The following is a 19,004-nucleotide window of genomic DNA, read 5'->3' as shown; positions in this document are numbered from 1 at the left end:
AAATGACTTATTTAATTACTTAAAAAATAGGGGCGACGGTAGCCATACAAGCCTTCATTGAGTAGCTTTCTGCTACTACTTCCACTGCCCATTCCTTTGAATACGAATCTAAAGTTAATGCCGGAATCATACTCGTTGAAACTCTGGTTACCAAGTACATCGAGTCGATTTGTTAAGTGACGCTGCCAAACCAATTGCATAGCCCAGCAGCAAGATTCGTACTGAACACCGGCATAACTCTCGGTTGTGCGGTGTAAATTCAGATCCCGGTAATAGCGTCCAACCCAGTGCCATTCACTGCTAATCGGCCAGGTTGCGGTTAAACCCATCTGGTCAATCTTGTCTCCCGACAAGTCTCGGACATAACGATGGTTAATTTGCAGCAGTTTGTCATCGGATAAACGATATTCCAATGAAATGTTACTGCGTTCAATTTTTTGATTTTTGCTGGAAACCTGTACTTCTGATTGTGCAAACCAGCGACGGCTAATACGCCAATCTAATTCAGCAGCCAGTGCTGAGCGGTTGTCTTCCTTGTTTGCTTCTAATACCTGATTATCGTCAAAGTAGAATATCTGACCCAAACTGATACTGAGTTGTTCCTTATTATTTGAATCCAATACTCTGGATGTCACACCCAGTGCAATTTGGTTGGTATCACTAATGCGATCCAGTCCCGTAAACTCCTGACCACGAAAGAGACCTACAACGTCATTCAACAGGCGGGTGGTGTCGTACAGGCCAATGTTGTTTTGATCTTGATAGCTGGTGTAGTGGTACTGAAACTTGGGTTCCAGTGTTTGAATTGCGTCGTCGCCAAACCAGCTAATCTCTCTTTCCAGTGACATCGCACCATATAGTCGAACCCGACCTAACGTTCTTTCTGCATTTCTGTCCAACTGGGGGGAATTATCAATATTGTCCTGATAGTAGAAAGTTTGTAATAAGCTAGTTTCAGCAAGAAATTCCGCCCAACTGGTTCTGAAAGGGAATGTGAGGGTTGGCGCTATATGAAGACGGGTTGCTTTGGGAACGTCGGCGTCGTCATTGTCGAAATAGGTTAATTCTGAATCTATGTTGAGCGATAAATGCTCTGAATCCAATAATTCGTAATTCAGCTTCATTTCCGGTAATGCACGATAACTACTGGGGTGATCACCAATAATTTCAAAATCCCGGAATCGAGCACTGAAATAGAGATCGTCGCCGTGATAGCTGACGCCGAATGTTTTAAACAAATGAGTGTCGGCACGATTGTAAAAATCAGAACCTAAATCAACGATGTAGTTGTCGTCGCTCAGGCCATTCATATCTGCACTGATTGACCAGGCATTATTGAGCTCTCCCTGATGCATTAAACGATAAAAATAGCGGGTTTTGTCTGTAACGCTGTCGTTATCATTGTTTAAGTATTCGAGATTGACTTCTCCTGAATGCTGTTTGGTCAGGTATCGAACTTCAGTTTTTAGCTGTACGCCTCTTTTCGACATCAGGCGAGGAGAAATGGTTGCGTCGAGATTGGGCAGAATATTCCAGTAGTAAGGTTGCTCATAAGCCAGACCTGTACTGTCTGAACTGGAAATATTAGGAAATAGTAAACCCGTTTGACGAAGCTCTGTTACCGGAAATGAAAAATAAGGCAAATATAAAACGGGAATGTCTTTGACATAAAAACGGGTGTGTTTCGCTGTGCCCCATAGCTCGCCTGGCTTCAACTCAATGGAGCTGGCTTGAATGCGCCAATCTTCGGCGTTTGCAGGGCAACTACTAAAGCTCACATCAAGCAACTTTAAGCCGACATCTTCATTGAGCTCTATTGTATCGGCCGCTCCTCTACCGGAGAGTTGACGCAAGCGATATTCTGTGGAGTCCAGCTTCAGACTGTTGCTTGATAAATCCAGCGTAACGTTTTTGCTATCTACCTGTATTTGTTTGTCGGCATAACGAATATTTTCGCTTGCTGACAATAATTGAGCATCTTTATCAATAATCGCGTGTTCAGCATTAATACGGGCACTTTGATTCGATATTTCAACTTTTCCTTTAAAGCGCGCGATGGTGTCTTGCTGAATTTCAACATTATTGGCTTTCACCACGATTTCTTTTTCGTTTGCCAATGTCTCGGTATTAAAGGCTTCCAAAGGAGCAAGGCATTGCTCTTGTGCTGCCAGCGGAGCAGCAATACCAAGCAAAACGAGAGAGGGATAAAAGTGGTTGCGATTCATACAGTGATTAAAAAATGAAGCCTTAAATGAACAGGATTTCTGTGATTTAGAAGGCAATTTTATCGCTTCCACGGGTATTTACCAGTGCAGAACTAAAAAAAGCCAGATTAATTATTGAAATTTGCTTGAATAGAGTGTTTTTCGGTGCTCTTTCATCGTGCTGTTTTTCCTTATTTTTTCGATTTTTAACCGATTCAGTCATGCAACAATTGCAAGGTAGACATGGATTTGTCGTCTAAGTTCCAAGTGTAAACAAATTAGAGGAATTTACATTACTACTTACTTATCCCGAATTCAGGTTACTTATCAGGTTATCAGACTGTTTCTATTCGAATTATGTTGTTGATAGTGGTTTTTTCTGGCTCGAAATAATTTTGATGTGTTCGGCAAATGCAATTGTTTGCAATTGTCTATCCATTGCTGAGCTTGAGTTATTGTGTGAGTAAGAGTTATGTCATTTCTTGAAGTGTGGCTCTGGATTGGTATGCTTGCTTGGAATCGAAGAGCGTAAAGTGAGCGCTGATATGGCGTTAACTCGTTTACTTTTTTAGAGTGTTTGGCTTTAAAATGTTTTCCTGCAATGGCTTCAAGCGTCACATAATTAAAAATACCTAGTTGTCGGGCTGTTTCATGCGCAATCTCATTATTTAAGCTATGCAAAAGAGCCTTGTGACCCTGTTGGCCTAAGCCTTTATGAGAGGAAAAACTAATCACTGTTTGGTGTAATAGTGGATCATTTTGGTCGGGAGGCAAATTGAATTTATCGTGTTTTATTTCTTCCAAACACACATTATGAACGGATTCCCTAAACCATAAATGATTCAACTCGGCTTGGTAATTATGCCCCAGTCCGGCTATTCCCTGGATGTTGATATTGTCAGGTTTTGCCCCAGCGGCTCCCCATTTATTTTCAATAAAATCTTCCAGCTCCATAGGAGAACCTTGCCAATATCCATGCATCTGGCAATTATGGACACATGAACGATAGTCAAATTGATGTTTGGTTGCTCCTGAAGTCGCATTAATTTTCAAATATGAACCTGTTAGCTGTTCAATGTGTGATGCCCCAATCAGTTGCTCCCATATGGAGAGCACATCAAGTGTTGGTATTCCTTTGAGGTGTAGGGGGTATGATGTATAGGGATTCCACTCCAGTTCAAATTTAAGCAGTTGTGCTGGCATGGGGAAGGTTTTGAAATAATATTGAGTGACTGTGCCTGATTGTGGATGGCCTTGTGTTTTTATAGCCCAATATTGCTGTGGAGAATGTATTTCGGAAGTCGTTTCCAAAGAACCATCGGGTAATACGACTTCTGCTGCAATCAGGTGTTCAGTACACATTCCTCTTGTTCTTGTCCAAGGGCCTGTGTGGTGAGCTGAGATAGATGTTGTAATGTTGGCGTTGGCGTCAATTCCATGAGCAATCATGACGTTGTGCATAGCCAACTTTGCTGTGATCTGGCTTATTTTCCCCCCTGCACCAATGCATGCAATCTGAGTATCGGGATCGAATTTAACATGATCGATTTGAGAAATATCCCGATTCACCATTTGAGCGTTATTGATTGTGGAAATTTCTTCGTGCCTGTCGTTCTGTTTTGAACTTTTCAGATCTGGTTGAAGAGGTTCGTTGGTTAAATGTTCGGAAACATTATAAATCACAACATGTGCTTTGAGATGAGTATCAGTGTTTTCCTGAATTTGTATGTTTCTGCTCAGGTATTTGGATGTAGTTACTCTAACCAAAGACTGACTTGCATGTTCTGATTTGGTTAATGTAATGCAAAATTTTACTTTGGGGTTTTGCTGTGCCATATACATTGCTTGGCGTGTGACGAAGTGGCTATAGGATACTTCTTCATAGTTGATAGAAATGGATTCTTTTGGTGCTATGTATTGAGGCCATTCTGACGAGCTGTTTTGATTCTGTTCTGTTTTTTGCAATGAGTAATTTGATTGATTGTCAAATGTCAGTGAGATGAAGTGCTTAAGTTTGGCTACTGGAATCGCTGATTGAATGCTTTTACTCGAAAATATCGGGTCGCTAATGTCATTGGGTTTCCGGCATGAGCAAAATGTTTGTTCGTAATGTGTTTTTGCGTCCTTTTCTGGTAGCGCTATGTTCCAAACAGTGAGTTCTTTTATGATGCCGTTGAGTGTATTTGGGATGGAATTGTCGCCAATTAACAATCCCTGGATGACATTATTAATCTGTTTCGGATGCTGCTGATTGACGTTTGTATTATTTGCGTGGCAAGGCATTTCGCGCATAACGATAGGTGTACCATTTGCGAAGAGTTGAATGGATTGTTGGTTTTTTATAATGAGAGTATGTGTCCAGCGTGCCAGATTGATCCCTCCCTGCACACTAATGAGGTTAATATTTAGCTCTCTTTTTCGATAATGTATCGATAGGTTACCTTCTTCTGAAACGGAAACCGAAAAGGCTATATTAGGAGCGGGATTATGCTGGAATAGGGTGCCGTGTCCTTGTAGTTTTAACCAACATTCAATAGAAAAATCGAATTTCGCAAAGTGATTCGGAACGGCTTGTTCTGTAGGTGCATAAGGGGAAAATGCTACTGCTTGTGTCATGAGGTGCTCGTTAGACAAAGATCAAGGTTATTGATGTTTTGTCGATGTTAAGTAATCTCGGCAGGGAAGACTATTACACCATATTACAGCTTATTATAGGTTAAATTAATACTCTAGTTAATGAGTCCAAGCTATCAGTCACCAATAGAAATTTATCGCAGACTCGCTGTTAATCGATCCGTGGAAGCGCCACCGTCGCTTTCCTGCGACGGTGGGTCTGCTTATCACTTTCTATAGGTGACTCGTAATTACGCACATTTATTTAGATTATGCAGTAAAGGATTGTTCCCACTTTCAATAATTTAAAGGGAGATAATTACTTCGAATTTGAAAAGCATATGCGATGGATGATGTTGATGGAGAAAGGAGAAGTATATTTCTCCATTCTTGACTATTCTGCTCCCATCACCTTGTTTCTGCCTGATTCTTTGGCTTGATAAAGATAATCGTCGGCAATTTTTAACATGCGATCCAGAGACGCTTCTTTGATTGAATTAAATCCGATACTGGTTGTAACAGGAATAAGATTATCTTCATACTCAAAACGTGTGTTACTGAGAGCTTCTCTAAACTTTTCCAGTTGTTGTCTGGCTTCAGGTGCAGGGGCTTTAATGATGGCAACAAATTCTTCTCCTCCAATGCGTGCAATGAGGTCATTAGAAAAGTATTGCTTTAGAAGTTGTGCAAATTGTTCCAGTACCTTGTCACCGACATCATGTCCATGAGAGTCGTTAATTTTTTTGAAGAAATCAATATCGAAGATAGCGGTGCAGAAAGGCTCATCGCACTTCATGGCATTCTTTAATAACCCATAACCCTCATCATAAAAATAGCGACGGTTGTAAAGGTTGGTTAAGTAATCCCTGTTTGCAATGTTCTCGATGACTTCAATATATTTCATCGTATCCAGGTTTTGGTTAATCCGAATACTTAGTTCTTCAATGAGGAATGGTTTGGTCAGGAAGTCATTAGCTCCATTACGAATGAACTCCAGGCCTAGTCTGGCTTCGTTGTCGGATGAAATGCCAATGATCGCAAGTTTGGATTTGTTATGTTTTTTACGTAATGCCACAGTGAGCTCAACGCCATTCATTGCGGGCATCACATAATCAGAAACAACCAGCTTGATTTCAGGATGTTTTTTTATAACTTCCAGAGCAGATTCTCCGCTGTCGGCTGTTAGCACCTTGAAGTTTTGATCAGATAAAACCTGGCTGAGCATTTCTCGAGATAATTTGGAATCATCGACGATCAGTAAAGTTGTATATTGGTTATAGTAGAAGCGCCCCACTTGCTCGATCAAATAACCGACGGAGTTTGGCTGGCTTTTGAGTATGAAGTCAAAAATTCGATTATAGTCGCTCTTTTGTTTGTGACCTTTTTCCACTGAACCTGTAATGATTATTGCAGGTAAGCCAGTACGCTTGATCAAGTCCATGATTTCACCATTGGGTGCATCAGGTAAGTTGAGATCACAAATAGCCAGGAAGTATTCCGTGCGATGGGCTTTTAATTGTTTTATGGCCTCAGCGTAACTCCCCGCTTTATGAACTGGGCAGCCCCATTTCTCATGAATATGACTCTCGATAATATTGGAAATGCTTCTGCTGTCTTCAATTAATAGAAGTGGTTTATCAATCGGCTTTTGATAAGAAGGTGTATTTTTCCTTTTCTTTTCACGGAAGTTCATTCAGCAATAGACTCTTAGTTAAATCGTCAAGTTTAATGGTATGTTTTTTCTAATCTTTACTCCAATTAATTTGTTGATTGATTTTAATATTGTTGATGAACTTCGTGAGGCAATAAAAATGTTATTAAATTGTACTAATTATTTTTGATTTCTGTGTTGTTTTTTATTGATAGTGTTGCTGTTACTACTGTAAATGTTCTTTAATATTCCATTTCGAATTAGGCTGTTAACACCTGTTTGTTTTTTAAGTAATTGAAATTAAAGGTTTTTTGATGTCGTTTGTGTGGGCTTTTATATATTTCTATAAATAGGAGTATAGGAGTGACATGGCTTTGTTTTTCATTTTTGCTCATGTCTTTATGTTTTTGTGTAAAAGTAAAGGTAATCAATTATTAAGTTAATCAAAATGTTAGGTGTTGCCTTATCTTCTTTGGCTCTTTGGGTTTCAGTCAATGTTCAAGCAGTTCAATGTACTGCTAAAGTGATTGAAGGAACGCCCTTTATTTATTCAAATTCAGCATATGTGAGTAATATCTACCTACGTTAATGATGCGAATACTCGTGTGGGGTATCTCATGATCCACAATATTTCGGGTGAGTCTGTAACGGTAAAAGTAGGCTTGAATTACGTTAACGGAAATTCCGGGCAGCCTAAATAGCTGTGTTTAATTGTCAGTCACCCATAGAGATTTATCGCAAACTCGCCGTGGATACTTCCATGTAGGCTCCACAGCCGCTTCCCTGCGGCTGAGGGTTTGCTCTTAATTCTCTACAGGTGACTGATAGTTTGGAACAGATATTTAGCGCAACTGATAGTTCAAATGTGTATGCTGTATTCTCATCAACAAACGACCCAAGAAGCACCAATAGCGCTGTAATGGCGGCAGGTACAATGGGGCAGATTGATTTGTCAGGAACATCCACACCTCACAATGTTAATGCCAAAATTACTTGGGAAGCTGAGAAGTGTGTCGTCACTCCTTTACTCGTTGCCGTTGAGCAATATAGTTCTGGTGGAGGATTAGGTTTTTATGCTGTTAATGGCGGCAATCCGTTTTAATTATCCCTAACTGGGCTTAATTAATCAGTTATTGGTATAAAAAATTGCAGCAATACCTATATGGGGAAGTCATTGCGCTTCCCTTTTTACTTGATTTTCAATGAATAAAAGTGATGCCCGGATAGGCATTGATAGCAATAGTGAAAACGGTTGAAAATTCGTTTATTGCTTAATTTTCAATAAGTAAAAAAGGATGGTCGGAGTCGCTTTCTATCTCCTCGGCTATTTTTATCTTTTCTTTAGTATTCAGAGTTAACACAAGTATCAATATTAATAACATTCGTCTGGTTACTATTTAAGCATGCCTTTGCTATACTCACCAATGAGGTATAAAGGGGGTAGATTATGATTAATCTAAGTACTAAGAACAATTCGTCTATTTTGCAACAGGTGCAAAATAAGCAAGACACGTTGTTTGAGCGTTTAGCATCGGGTAAGCGAATTAATAAAGCTGCTGATGGTGCTGCCGCACAACAAATTATTGACCGCTTGACTGCGCAACAAAATGGGCTTGGTCAGGCGTATCGTAATTCATTAGACGGTATATCGTTATCGCAAGTTGCTGAAGGTGGCTTGTCAGGTATTAATAGCGATGTTAACCGTATCCGTGAGTTATCTATTCAAGCTGGCAATGGCATTCTGAGTGCTGGTGATCGCAAAGCGATTCAGTCTGAGATTAGCCAGTTGCAACAGAATATTCAGCAAACTGTTGAGCAAACTGAGTTTGGTGGCAAAAAGCTGTTAACTTCTGATGGTAGCGTGGATTTTCTGGTGGGTGCCAATTCAGGGCAAAACATTAGTGTAGGAACGAAAGACATTGCTTCTGCACTAAGTGGCATTTTGAGTGTTGATGTGACAACTGCTCAAGGTGCTCAAGATGCGCTGTCTGCAGCTGATGATGCACTTGAGTACGTTGGTAGTGAACGTGCTGAACTGGGTGCTATTCAGAATCGCTTTGAAAGTGCAGCTCGTAATCTGGCTCAAACTCAGGAAAATGTTGCGGCAGCTAACAGCCGAATTGGAGACCTGGATTATGCTCAGGCGACTGCTGAAAGAGCGTCGAATGATATTTTAAGTCAGGCTTCTATTGCTGTTCAGAGCCAAGCGAACCAGAACCAGAATCAGGTGTTATCGCTGCTAGGCTAAAGCCTCACATTGACAATCTCCTTACCCCCACCCTGAGAGCGTAAGTTCTCGGGGTTTTCCTGTTTTTACAATTCTTTAAGTCCATCTGATTAACCCCATATATGGTCTCCTCCCGTATTGCAAGAATGTATTTTTTGATAACAGGGACAGGTTTGCTGCCATATATGCGGCCTGTTTATAAAGCTTCTTTATTGTCAGCTTTTGGCCTTGATGTAAAACGCACATTGTGACCTTATCAGCTCGTCGGTCTATTAACCGCTGGGGTTATCAGGTTTTCACAATGCCGGTTTGACCTGTTATGTCATCTATTAATACAACCTTCGCAATTTGCTGAAGAGAGTTTTACTTTTTAAGCGGGCTGATACAGCTCGCCAGATACCGTGATTGCCCACGCCATTCTTGCCATTTTATTGGCATAAGCAACACATGCTTTATTGTGTCCTCGTTGAGCCACAAGCCGATTTATCCATAAACTTAGAGGATCCGTTTTATGTTTGGCTCTGGAAACCACCGCTTTAGCCCCCAATATTAACAAGCAACGTAAATAGCGGTTGCCTCTTTTGCTTATCCCCAACAATCGGTCTTTTCCACCACTACTATATTGTTTGGGAACCAGCCCCAACGAGGCTGATACATCCCGTCCTTTCTTGTAAGCACTACCGTTACCTATCTCGTTGAATAAGGCACTTGCTACTAAAGACCCTATACCAGGAATGCTTTGTAGACGTTGACAAATATCGTTATTTTGCCCTTCTTGCTGGATAAGCTTGTTATATTCTGCAATTGAGTCTTCTAATCTAGTCAATTGACTGTACAAATGATGCAACAAGGTTTTCATCATGCCGGACAACCTCTGAGGATGTCCCAATAATTCGGATACACCACACTTTAATGCCTGAATCCCCGGTTTAAGAATGATGCCTCGTTCACTCATCAAATTTCTGATTTGATTACATAGCGCTGTTCTTTGCCGTACCGCCAGCTCTCTCATCTTGTGCAATGTCTGGCTATCTTGTTGTTCTTCTGTTTTTACTTCAACCGATTTGATATGAGATTGCTGTGAAGCAACCACGATAGCAAGAGCATCATTGAAATCATTTTTATTGCCCGTTAAAAACGCTTTCACATGCTGTGGAGGTAATAACTTCACTTTATGACCCAGCGCTGCTATTTCCCGTGCCCAATAATTAGAAGTTGAGCACGCCTCCATCGCTACCAGGCAAGCAGGAACCCTGGCCAGATAATTTAATACTTGTTGGCGTTTGAGCACTTTGCGCTTTAAGACCCGGTTTTGAGCATTACAGCACACCACATGAAATACGTTTTTTGCTAAATCCAGGTCAATTGTTGTAATCTGCATTTGGTCTTCTCCCGTTTTGATTGTTAGACAAATTCAATCATGGCACTTTGATGCCGTAAAAGGGAGGAGACCATCACATCAACTCGGGATAAGTAAGTGTTTTGATATGGCTATTTTTAGCGACTTCTTCGTTAAATTTACTTGCAATAGATTCGCTATTGACGCGTAAATTTGCCTCAAATTCACTAAAAAGTATCTCATCTCAAAGTATTCTAAATGGTCGTTTTTAAAAATTTCCAAATAAATCTATATATAACAATTGGTTAGCTGTTTTTGTCACCACAACTTATCCTGAGTTGGGGTTAATTAATAGTTTTATATGTACAACTTATTTTATGTGTCATTTTTAAAACACTGCTAGACTTTATCGTCAAATAAATGACGTTTTTTGCAAAAACGGACTTGCATCAATGACTTTTCAACAGCAAACTAGGGATTAAAAAATAGGAACTGGTTGAATACCCAATGAGCCGTATCCTGATAATAAGTACACTAGAATCGCGCTATCAAAATTTACAAACCGTTTGCACTTTCATTGGTGATGAATGTGTTGTGCAGCCTATTGATCAAGCTGAAGAGTTTTTACGTAGTGCTTCAGGTATAGGTGCCATCATTCTTGCTGGTGACGAGTTTCAAAATGCTCATAGCTTTGTGAAGCTATTTCCGGGGTTACCTTTTATCGTTATCAATGACCAACACCAGTTGCAACAGCAATTGGTGAATGTGGTTGGTGAGCTTGAGGAGCCTGTCACTTATCCCATCTTGACCCGCTTATTACATCGCTGTCAGGAATATATAAAGCATAAACCTGGTACTGAATCACAACTTCGGGATGCTAAATTCCAGAATTTGGTGGGTAAAAGCAAAGAGATCCAGGAAATTCGCCGTATGATCCAGCAGGTGGCTCCTACGGATGCCAATGTGCTTGTATTGGGGGAATCTGGTACAGGTAAGGAAGTTATTGCCAGTAACGTTCACTATCTTTCAAATCGTAAGTCAGGGCCCTTTATTCCGGTAAACTGCGGTGCTATTCCGGGAGAGTTATTGGAAAGTGAATTATTTGGTCATGAAAAGGGCGCATTTACCGGAGCGGTGAGTTCTCGTAAAGGTCGCTTTGAATTGGCTCAAGGCGGTACATTATTCCTGGATGAGATTGGTGATATGCCACTGCAAATGCAGGTAAAACTGCTGAGGGTACTTCAGGAACGTACTTATGAGCGTGTCGGTGGTACTAAGCCAATTGAATGCGATGTTCGTATTATTGCGGCGACACATAGAAATCTGGAATCCATGATTTCGTCCGGCGATTTTCGAGAAGACCTGTATTATCGCTTGAATGTGTTTCCTATCGAAAATCCTTCGTTGCGTGAACGCAAAGAGGATATTCCCTTATTGCTGCAAGAGATCATCTCTCGATTTGAAGTGCGAGAAGGTAAATCTGTGAAGTTTACCGAAGAAGCCCTCAATTCTTTGATGGAGCACAAGTGGGCAGGTAATGTACGTGAATTGTCCAATCTGGTTGAACGTATGGTTATTCTGTGCCCGAATCAGGTTGTTAATGTGCAAGATTTACCACCCAAATATCAGCATGTTGAATTTGCTGAATATCAACCCGAATACCCTGATGAATTATTGGAAAGGGAAGCGTTAAACTCGCTGTTCGGTGATTTTGATGATGACAGCGACGATAGTTCTGATGTAGAAGAACAATTTAATGTAGAGTCTTCTGGTTCTGAAGGGATGGCTCTCAGCATACCTGAACCGGGTTCCATAACATTGCCGGAAGAAGGGATGAATCTGAAAGATTATTTGTCGAATCTGGAAATCGACATGATCACCAAAGCATTGGATCAACATGATTGGGTTGTTGCTCGTACAGCAGAGTTCTTGGGCATGAGAAGAACAACGCTGGTGGAAAAAATGCGTAAATACAATATCTCCAAGTAGGCGATATTTTTAGCTTATTGAACCTCATGCTTCATGAATCAAAACAAGGCGCTCATATTGATAATAAGAGCGCCTTGCCAAAAAACTGGCGCTGTAATTCGCACTTTAAAAATACTCTAATGCATTGAAATAAAACAATAATTAATATTGGCACGGTATCTGCTTTGCACTCACTGTTATTAATTTGACGCGAGGTGGCTATGCAGGTTAACGTGCAGGTCAATATGCAGTCCAATAGTCTGCAAACATCTGAACATCGACATGTAGATCGACAAGAACATCTACAGCACTCCGGAATACCGATTGCTGGTAGTGATCAACAGATTTCATCTGAATCTGTGTCTATGCCATTGATCGCCAAGGGACGTCGAAGCCGTAAAGATGCAAAAAATAGCTCAGCACCTTTTAGCTCCCCGCGTTGTATGAAACATATTCTGGATGTTATGCCCGCTGGTGTGGTGTTGGTTGACGGTCAAGGTATCGTTCGGCAAGCAAACGCTGTTGCGGAAGATATGTTGGGAGAACCACTTGAAGGTGAGTTGTGGCGTACCATTATTGCTCGTTCATTTCGTCCAAGAAAAGATGATGGTCATGAGATCTCATTGCATGATGGACGCCGAGTCAAACTATCTATCTCGCCTCTGGAAGAAGAACCCGGCCAGCTGATTTTGTTAACTGACTTAACCGAAACCCGATTGCTGCAACAACGCGTTAGCCATATGCAACGCCTGTCTTCTTTAGGCAAGATGGTTGCGTCATTGGCACATCAACTTAGAACGCCGTTATCGGCAGCAACATTGTATGCAGCCAATCTATTGAATCCGACCATTGGATTTGACGCCAGAGAGCAGTTTTGTAAAAAACTACAGTCACGTTTGAAAGATTTAGAAAGCCAAATTAACGACATGCTGCTTTTCGCCAAAAGTGGAGAAGAGCAGGTTGTCAGTGAAGTGTCGTTACAGTCGTTGATGAACGAAGTTTATGCTGGTTCGGAAGCCATGCTAATGACTAAAGGATGCAGTTTGGTGATGGATGTTCCTGAGCCAGATTTGATCATTCTTGGTAATAAGACCGCGTTGGCAAGTGCGCTGCAAAACCTGATTCATAACAGCCTGCAACATTCTCCCGAAGGCGAACCGATTCGCTTTATTGCGCAGCGTAATCCAGATAACCCGAGCGATGTTGATGTATTTATCGTTGATTCCGGTACTGGCATCGACGAAGACAAAATGGCGCATATTTTTGAGCCTTTCTTCACCACGCGTTCTCAGGGAACCGGATTGGGGTTGGCTGTGGTTAAATCAGTGGCTCAGGCGCACAAAGGCCATGTTTCCGTGCGCAATCAGAATGCGGGTGGGGCTTGTATTGGAATGCACCTACCTATTCACCGGGTATGCGAAGAGTCACTCGAAGACAATATACCTATTCACAAAAATTCACAGAGTTCTCCTGCTCTAGCGATGAGGAGCTAAGATCATGTTAAAAGCAAATGTCATGTTAGTTGAAGACGATCCAGGTTTACGAGAAGCCTTGACCGATACCTTAATCCTTGGGGGATATGATGTGTTAGCCTGCGACAGCGCAGAGATGGCTCTGGCAAGATTGCAGGATTCTCATATTGATATCGTTGTTAGCGACATTCAGCTTGGCGGCATCACAGGATTAAACCTGCTGCAGAGCATTAAAACCAAGTTTCCGAACTTACCCATTCTATTAATGACGGCTTATGCCACTATCGATGACGCCGTTTTCGCTATGCGGGAAGGCGCGACCGATTATCTGGCAAAACCATTCTCGCCAGAAGTATTGCTCAACATTGTTGGGCGTTATGCACCGGCGAGAAAAATGGAAGCGTATGCGCCCGTTGTGGGTGATAAATCCAGTAAGCAGCTATTAGAGTTGGCGTCTAAAGTGGCGAAATCCGATGCAACCGTCATGGTGTTAGGGCCAAGTGGTTCAGGTAAAGAGGTCTTGGCTCGCTATATTCATGACCAGTCAAACCGTCACGACGAAGCTTTTGTGGCGATTAACTGTGCTGCTATTCCCGAGAATATGCTGGAAGCCACTTTATTTGGTTATGAAAAAGGCGCTTTCACAGGAGCTTTACAAGCTTGCCCTGGAAAATTTGAACAGGCTCAGGGCGGAACGATTTTATTAGATGAAATAACTGAAATGGATCTGGCTTTGCAGGCGAAGCTACTGCGTGTGTTGCAGGAACGTGAAGTCGAACGACTAGGGAGTCGTAAAACCATTGCCCTTGATCTACGCGTTATCGCGACCAGTAACCGTGATTTGCGTCAGGCTGTGCAAGAAGGGAAATTCCGCGAAGATTTATATTATCGCTTGAATGTGTTCCCGCTTACCTGGCTACCTTTGGCACAGCGTCCTGACGATATTGTGCCTTTGGCGAAGCACATGATAGAGCGCCACGCCAAGCAACAAGGCGTTGCTATTCCGGTATTGTCTGCATCAGCACGCAATAAACTGGCTCAATATCAATGGCCGGGTAATGTTCGAGAATTGGAAAATGTCATCCAGCGTTCTTTGATTCTGTGCAATGGGCATCAAATTGAAGCAACCGATTTAATGATCGATTCTATTATGACGGAAGCGCCAGCAGATATTCAGGATGATATTGAAGAAACTCAAACCGCCAGTGTGTTGGGTAACGAGCTACGTCAGCAAGAGCATCAAATTATTTTGGATACATTAGCTTCTTGTCATGGTAGTCGTAAAAAAGTGGCTGAGAAGCTAGGCATTAGCCCGAGAACACTCAGGTACAAACTGGCAAAAATGCGAGAAATGGGGATTGAGTTTCCTGCATAGATTTCCTTCCAAATAGGTTAAATGTCCAGTGCATTACTGCACTGGCTTTCGCCTGTAAAAAGACATCGTCAATTATTCCACTCTGAAAAGTGTCAGTTAACATACTGATATTTAACTAATTTTAATTTGGCACGCCAATTGCTTTGTTCTAGGTAACTAGTCAACAAATTGATGTTGTGTCAATTATTAGTCACCCTGAGGAGGGGATAACGATGGACATTAAAGCACAAGCTTTATTCAGTGAAATGCAAACCATGGCTGCTCAAGCCCAAATTGGCTTGCCTGAAGCACCATCTATTCAAGTAAACCCTGCCAGCAAAAACTTTTCTGATATGTTGGCCGATGCTGTAAATAACGTGAACAGTATGCAAATAGATTCACGTAATCAGCAGATGGCTTTCGAGATGGGTGACAAGAGCTTAAGCCTGGCAGACGTCATGGTGGCAAAAGAAAAATCCGGCATCGCTTTTGAAGCAACCGTTCAGGTGCGTAATAAAGTGATGGAAGCCTATAAACAAATCATGAACATGCCGGTGTAACGGAAGGGGTGAACTGTGGCTGAAGCAACTGGAACCGAATTAGCTGTAACATCTGGTGTCGATTCATTGGACTCAGATCTAAATACAGAGCAAAAATCCGGGTTTATGGAGGCCTTGGGCAGTGTCGATATGCTACGTCAAATCGTGCTGGTTATTGCCTTGGTAATTTGTGTCGCTATTGCAATCTTCATTGTGATTTGGGCACAGGAACCTGACTACCGTCCTTTGGCGAAAATGCCAACGGAAGAATTGATTGAAACCCTGGATTATCTGGATCAAAACGAAATTCCTTACCGCCTCGAAGGTAACACTATTTATGTTACTGAAGATCAATTCCGTGATATCCGCTTGGGTTTAACTCGTCAAGGTATCAATCAGGATCCTAAAGCGGGTGATGAAATCATCATGCAGGATATGGGCTTCGGTGTAAGCCAACGCGTTGAAAAGGAGCGTTTGAAGCACGCCAGAGAACAGCAAATCTCGCGCACCATTGAAGAAATGTCTTCCGTTTCTCGCGCTAAAGTTCTACTTGCATTACCTAAAGAGAACGTGTTCGCACGTCGTGAAAAGCAGGGCAGTGCAACGGTTGTTATTACCATGCGCCGCGGTTCTATCTTATCCGGTGAAGAAGTGGATGCGGTTGTGGATATTGTGGCTTCTGCCGTACAAGGTTTGGAACCAAGCCGCGTTACTGTTACAGACAATAATGGACGCCTGTTGAATTCAGGTTCACAAGATTCTCTTTCTGCTCGTTCACGTAAAGAATATGAAATTGAAAAGCAACGTGAAAAAGAATATCTGGAAAAGATCGACTCTATTCTTATTCCTGTTTTGGGCATGGAGAATTACACGGCTCAAGTTGATGTGACCATGGATTTCACTTCTGTTGAGCAAACCCAGAAGCGTTATAACCCTGATTTACCAGCCGTTCGTAGTGAAATGACCATGGAAAATAACACGGTAGGTAGCGTTGTTGCTGGTATCCCTGGTGCGTTGACCAATCAGCCGCCGCTGGACTCTACTATTCCTCAACAGGCAACGGGTTCAAACTCTACACGTTCTACTCCGGGCAGTTCACGCAAAGAAGCGACTCGTAATTATGAATTAGACACGACTATCAGTCATACTAAACAACAGACTGGCGTAATCCGTCGCTTGAGTGTTTCCGTTGCGGTTGATTACCTGTCAACAACTGATGCTGAAGGCAATCCTACTGCGCAGCCGCGCTCACAGGAAGAATTGTTGAATTTGCGTCGCTTGTTGCAAGGTGGCATTGGTTTTGACGTCACTCGTGGCGATTCTCTTGAAGTGGTCAGCATTCCATTCAGTCGAGTGGATGACTCTGACATGATTAAGCAGGAAATCTGGGAGCAAGCATGGTTTATGCGCGCAGTTAAGTGGGCTGTCGGTGGTTTGGTTATCATTGTATTGATGCTGGCTATCGTGAAACCAATGTTGAAACGCTTGCTGTACCCTGAAGATACAACAGAAGCTGATGAATACAGCATGGATGAAGGCTTGGATCTGGGTGACGAGACCATTAGTATGCTATCTCAAGAGTTTGACGAAGGTCAGGTTGGCTTCTCCCCAGATGGTTCTCTAATGTTGCCAGACCTGCATAAAGACGAAGACGTATTAAAAGTAGTACGCGCCTTGGTTGCTAACGAGCCTGAACTGTCTGCACAGGTAGTTCGTGGCTGGATGATGATGGATGAATAACAATGGCTACTAAAATCGCAAAAATAGAAACTTTAGACGGTGCTCCAACTTACGATGTCAGTAAGCTGGAGGGGGTCGAAAAGGCTGCGATTCTTCTGCTCAGTTTGTCAGAAGAAGATGCCGCACAGATCTTGAAACATCTGGAACCAAAGCAAGTACAAAAGTTAGGTCAAGCCATGGCGACCATGGATGAAATGACCCAACCAAAAATAACAGCGGTACATAAGCACTTTATCGAAGAGATCCAGAACTACAGCACTATCGGTTTCCACAGTCAGGACTTCGTGAAAAAAGCGTTAACCGCAGCCTTGGGTGAAGACAAAGCGGCCAACCTGATTGACCAGATTTTGGTAGGTGGTGGTGCTAAAGGTTTGGATTCACTGAAATGGATGGATTCCAAACAGGTTGCGGGCATTATCCGTAACGAGCACCCTCAGATTCAGACCATTGTATTGGCCTATCTGGAAGCGGAGCAGTCTGCTGAAATTTTGGCGCAGTTCCCGGAAAAGGTTCGTTTGGACTTGATGATGCGTATTGCCAACCTGGAAGAAGTACAACCAGCGGCACTACAAGAATTGAATGAAATCATGGAGAAACAGTTCGCTGGTCAGGCGGGTACGCAAGCAGCGAAGATGGGCGGCCTGAAGTCTGCGGCAGAAATCATGAACTACCTGGATACCAATATCGAAGGTCAGTTGATGGACGCAATCCGCGAGCAAGACGAAGAAATGAGTCAACAGATTCAAGACCTTATGTTCGTATTCGACAACCTTGTGGATGTGGACGACCGCGCTATGCAAACCATTTTGCGCGAAGTTCAGCAAGATGTACTTATCAAGGCCATCAAAGGTGCTGAGGACGAGCTTAAAGACAAGATCACTCGCAACATGTCGAAGCGTGCTGCGGAAATGTTGATGGATGATTTGGAAGCGCTTGGCCCTGTACGTGTCAGTGAAGTTGAAACTGCACAGAAAGAAATTCTATCCATTGCCAGACGTTTGGCTGACGCCGGTGAAATCATGCTTGGCGGCGGCGGTGGCGAAGAGTTCCTGTAAGCTGATTCCTTAAATTTGGGGTAAATAATGATAACCGCAAGAACCTTGGATGAACAATTGGCTGAAGAAGCCAAATCTTGGGAACTCCCTATTGTCGATAAAAAGCTATATAAGGGCACACATCAGACCAATGCCTTGAACCGTACAGAGGAATGGAAGTATGAACCCCCCGAGGAGGAAGTGGTTATTCTTCCTCCTACTGCCGAAGAAATTGAAGAAATTCGCCGTGCAGCCTATGAGGAAGGTTTTTCCCAGGGGCAGCAGGAAGGCATGGAAAAGGGGTATCAGGAAGGATTAGAAAAAGGTCAGCAGGAAGGTCATCAACAAGGTCTGGAAGCGGGTCATGCGGAAGGATTAGAACAAGGACAAAGCGAAATTGCTGAGCAAGTGGCTATTTGGCAACAGCTAATGACCACACTACACAATCCGATTGCATCAATGGAACGTGAACTGCAAAAAGAATTGGTGGCGCTTTCTGTAAGCTTGGCAAGATCTGTGGTTCGCCATGAAGTTAAAACCAATTCAGATATTATTTTTCAGGCATTAGCCGACGGTTTGAAAGTCCTTCCCATTCGAGAGAACGCCTACCAAATTCGTATGCATCCGGAAGATATTGAGTTAGTGAAAACACAGTTTTCAGATGAAGACATTGAGCGCCACAATTGGATATTCGTGGAAGCGCCTGAACTTTCGCGTGGTGGCTGCGACATTATGACCGACAACAATGCGGTTGATGTCACTGTTGAAAGACGTTGTCGTGACGTGTTGGACAGATTCTTGCAAGAGCAAGGATTATCGTCTGAGCAAGTGTCGGAATAATGGCATTGTCATAACGCGCTTGT

13 protein-coding genes are annotated in these 19,004 nt (G+C 42.5%); 9 read left to right on the top strand and 4 right to left on the bottom strand.

Annotated elements, in window-relative coordinates; all coding sequences use genetic code 11:
* Window positions 1-11: 11 nt before the first annotated feature.
* The 3 genes from KIH87_RS15955 to KIH87_RS15945 all read right to left on the bottom strand — a co-directional run bounded on the left by KIH87_RS15955 (window position 12) and on the right by KIH87_RS15945 (window position 6,510).
* The gene (locus KIH87_RS15955; RefSeq protein WP_232358847.1) at window positions 12-2,297 is read right to left on the bottom strand and encodes an LPS-assembly protein LptD; all 2,286 of its coding nucleotides are present in this window, start codon (window positions 2,295-2,297) and stop codon (window positions 12-14) included.
* Window positions 2,298-2,531: 234 nt separating this feature from the next.
* Window positions 2,532-4,820, bottom strand: a complete 2,289-nt coding sequence (locus KIH87_RS15950; RefSeq protein ID WP_232358846.1) for a LamG-like jellyroll fold domain-containing protein — start codon at window positions 4,818-4,820, stop codon at window positions 2,532-2,534.
* Between the two features lie 391 nt (window positions 4,821-5,211).
* On the bottom strand, window positions 5,212-6,510 hold the full coding sequence (locus tag KIH87_RS15945; protein ID WP_232358845.1) for a GGDEF domain-containing response regulator: 1,299 nt from the start codon (window positions 6,508-6,510) through the stop codon (window positions 5,212-5,214).
* A gap of 787 nt (window positions 6,511-7,297) precedes the next feature.
* Here KIH87_RS15945 and KIH87_RS15940 point away from each other — a divergent pair.
* Both KIH87_RS15940 and KIH87_RS15935 read left to right on the top strand, forming a co-directional pair.
* On the top strand, window positions 7,298-7,570 hold the full coding sequence (locus KIH87_RS15940; protein WP_232358844.1) for a hypothetical protein: 273 nt from the start codon (window positions 7,298-7,300) through the stop codon (window positions 7,568-7,570).
* Between the two features lie 345 nt (window positions 7,571-7,915).
* Complete coding sequence (locus KIH87_RS15935; RefSeq protein ID WP_232358843.1) at window positions 7,916-8,716, top strand: flagellin N-terminal helical domain-containing protein; 801 nt, start codon at window positions 7,916-7,918, stop codon at window positions 8,714-8,716.
* Window positions 8,717-9,065: 349 nt separating this feature from the next.
* On the opposite strand, the gene KIH87_RS15930 is transcribed toward KIH87_RS15935, so the two are convergent.
* A complete protein-coding gene (locus KIH87_RS15930; protein WP_232358842.1) occupies window positions 9,066-10,076 on the bottom strand; it encodes an IS110 family RNA-guided transposase in 1,011 nt (336 codons plus the stop codon).
* 465 nt (window positions 10,077-10,541) lie between these two features.
* On the opposite strand from KIH87_RS15930, the gene KIH87_RS15925 reads away from it, so the two are divergent.
* The 7 genes from KIH87_RS15925 to fliH all read left to right on the top strand — a co-directional run bounded on the left by KIH87_RS15925 (window position 10,542) and on the right by fliH (window position 18,981).
* The gene (locus KIH87_RS15925; RefSeq protein ID WP_232358841.1) at window positions 10,542-12,023 is read left to right on the top strand and encodes a sigma-54 dependent transcriptional regulator; all 1,482 of its coding nucleotides are present in this window, start codon (window positions 10,542-10,544) and stop codon (window positions 12,021-12,023) included.
* Between the two features lie 200 nt (window positions 12,024-12,223).
* Window positions 12,224-13,495, top strand: coding sequence for a sensor histidine kinase (locus tag KIH87_RS15920; protein WP_232358840.1), 1,272 nt, complete (start codon window positions 12,224-12,226; stop codon window positions 13,493-13,495).
* A 4-nt stretch (window positions 13,496-13,499) separates the two neighbouring features.
* Window positions 13,500-14,849, top strand: coding sequence for a sigma-54-dependent transcriptional regulator (locus KIH87_RS15915; protein ID WP_232358839.1), 1,350 nt, complete (start codon window positions 13,500-13,502; stop codon window positions 14,847-14,849).
* A gap of 212 nt (window positions 14,850-15,061) precedes the next feature.
* On the top strand, window positions 15,062-15,388 hold the full coding sequence (gene fliE, locus KIH87_RS15910) for a flagellar hook-basal body complex protein FliE (protein ID WP_232358838.1): 327 nt from the start codon (window positions 15,062-15,064) through the stop codon (window positions 15,386-15,388).
* Window positions 15,389-15,403: 15 nt separating this feature from the next.
* Complete coding sequence (gene fliF, locus KIH87_RS15905) at window positions 15,404-17,107, top strand: flagellar basal-body MS-ring/collar protein FliF (RefSeq protein ID WP_232358837.1); 1,704 nt, start codon at window positions 15,404-15,406, stop codon at window positions 17,105-17,107.
* A gap of 2 nt (window positions 17,108-17,109) precedes the next feature.
* Window positions 17,110-18,162 (top strand): flagellar motor switch protein FliG, encoded by a 1,053-nt coding sequence (gene fliG / locus KIH87_RS15900; protein ID WP_232358836.1) that lies wholly within the window; start codon window positions 17,110-17,112, stop codon window positions 18,160-18,162.
* A 27-nt stretch (window positions 18,163-18,189) separates the two neighbouring features.
* Window positions 18,190-18,981, top strand: a complete 792-nt coding sequence (gene fliH / locus KIH87_RS15895; RefSeq protein WP_232358835.1) for a flagellar assembly protein FliH — start codon at window positions 18,190-18,192, stop codon at window positions 18,979-18,981.
* Window positions 18,982-19,004 lie beyond the last annotated feature (23 nt).

The organism is Paraneptunicella aestuarii, assembly GCF_019900845.1.
GTDB lineage: Bacteria > Pseudomonadota > Gammaproteobacteria > Enterobacterales > Alteromonadaceae > Paraneptunicella > Paraneptunicella aestuarii.
Note: the sequence above shows the minus strand (reverse complement) of the source record. Positions and strands in the feature narration are given on the sequence as shown.

What these genes read in the sequence shown, in the direction of transcription:
- KIH87_RS15935 (WP_232358843.1), top strand. Translation starts at nt 7,916, where the DNA reads ATGATTAATCTAAGTACTAAGAACAATTCGTCTATTTTGCAACAGGTG.
- fliG (WP_232358836.1), top strand. Translation starts at nt 17,110, where the DNA reads ATGGCTACTAAAATCGCAAAAATAGAAACTTTAGACGGTGCTCCAACT.
- KIH87_RS15915 (WP_232358839.1), top strand. Translation starts at nt 13,500, where the DNA reads ATGTTAAAAGCAAATGTCATGTTAGTTGAAGACGATCCAGGTTTACGA.
- KIH87_RS15920 (WP_232358840.1), top strand. Translation starts at nt 12,224, where the DNA reads ATGCAGGTTAACGTGCAGGTCAATATGCAGTCCAATAGTCTGCAAACA.
- KIH87_RS15950 (WP_232358846.1), bottom strand. Translation starts at nt 4,820, where the DNA reads ATGACACAAGCAGTAGCATTTTCCCCTTATGCACCTACAGAACAAGCC.
- fliE (WP_232358838.1), top strand. Translation starts at nt 15,062, where the DNA reads ATGGACATTAAAGCACAAGCTTTATTCAGTGAAATGCAAACCATGGCT.
- KIH87_RS15945 (WP_232358845.1), bottom strand. Translation starts at nt 6,510, where the DNA reads ATGAACTTCCGTGAAAAGAAAAGGAAAAATACACCTTCTTATCAAAAG.
- KIH87_RS15930 (WP_232358842.1), bottom strand. Translation starts at nt 10,076, where the DNA reads ATGCAGATTACAACAATTGACCTGGATTTAGCAAAAAACGTATTTCAT.
- KIH87_RS15925 (WP_232358841.1), top strand. Translation starts at nt 10,542, where the DNA reads ATGAGCCGTATCCTGATAATAAGTACACTAGAATCGCGCTATCAAAAT.
- fliH (WP_232358835.1), top strand. Translation starts at nt 18,190, where the DNA reads ATGATAACCGCAAGAACCTTGGATGAACAATTGGCTGAAGAAGCCAAA.